This is a genomic window from Xenorhabdus santafensis (assembly GCF_033949405.1).
Classification (GTDB): Bacteria; Pseudomonadota; Gammaproteobacteria; order Enterobacterales; family Enterobacteriaceae; genus Xenorhabdus; species Xenorhabdus santafensis.
This window is the reverse complement of record NZ_VCDN01000516.1, coordinates 1-428: the sequence shown is the minus strand read 5'-3', so window position 1 is coordinate 428 and position 428 is coordinate 1. Positions and strand designations below refer to the sequence as shown.

The following is a 428-nucleotide window of genomic DNA, read 5'->3' as shown; positions in this document are numbered from 1 at the left end:
ATGGTTTTCGTAAGCCTATTACAAAAAGTTTGCGAAAATCATCCCAGCGTCAAACCGGTGGCCAGTTGGGCCACAAAGGACATACACTTCATTTGACAACGACTCCTGACCATACGATTACCTATTCTCCTACGCATTGTACTTGTTGTCACACGTCCTTAAAACATGAACCTGTAAAAGGATACCGCATTCGCCAAGTGTATGATTTACCACCTATTCTAATAGAAGTAACAGAACATAAAGTGGAACAAAAAGAGTGCCCACATTGCCATTCTATCCAAGAATCCCAGTTTCCTTCTACTGTCTCTCGTCCTGTTCAATATGGTCCAAATATAAAAAGACTGATTCCCTATTTAACGCATTATCAGTGTCTTTCTTTGAAACGAACGAAAGAATTCTTTCAAGATTGTTTTGGGCATTCTATCAGT

1 protein-coding gene is annotated in these 428 nt (G+C 39.5%); it reads left to right on the top strand.

The features are described from left to right. On the top strand, window positions 1-428 hold a 428-nt coding region (locus FE392_RS21165), incomplete at both ends, for an IS66 family transposase zinc-finger binding domain-containing protein (protein WP_319932034.1).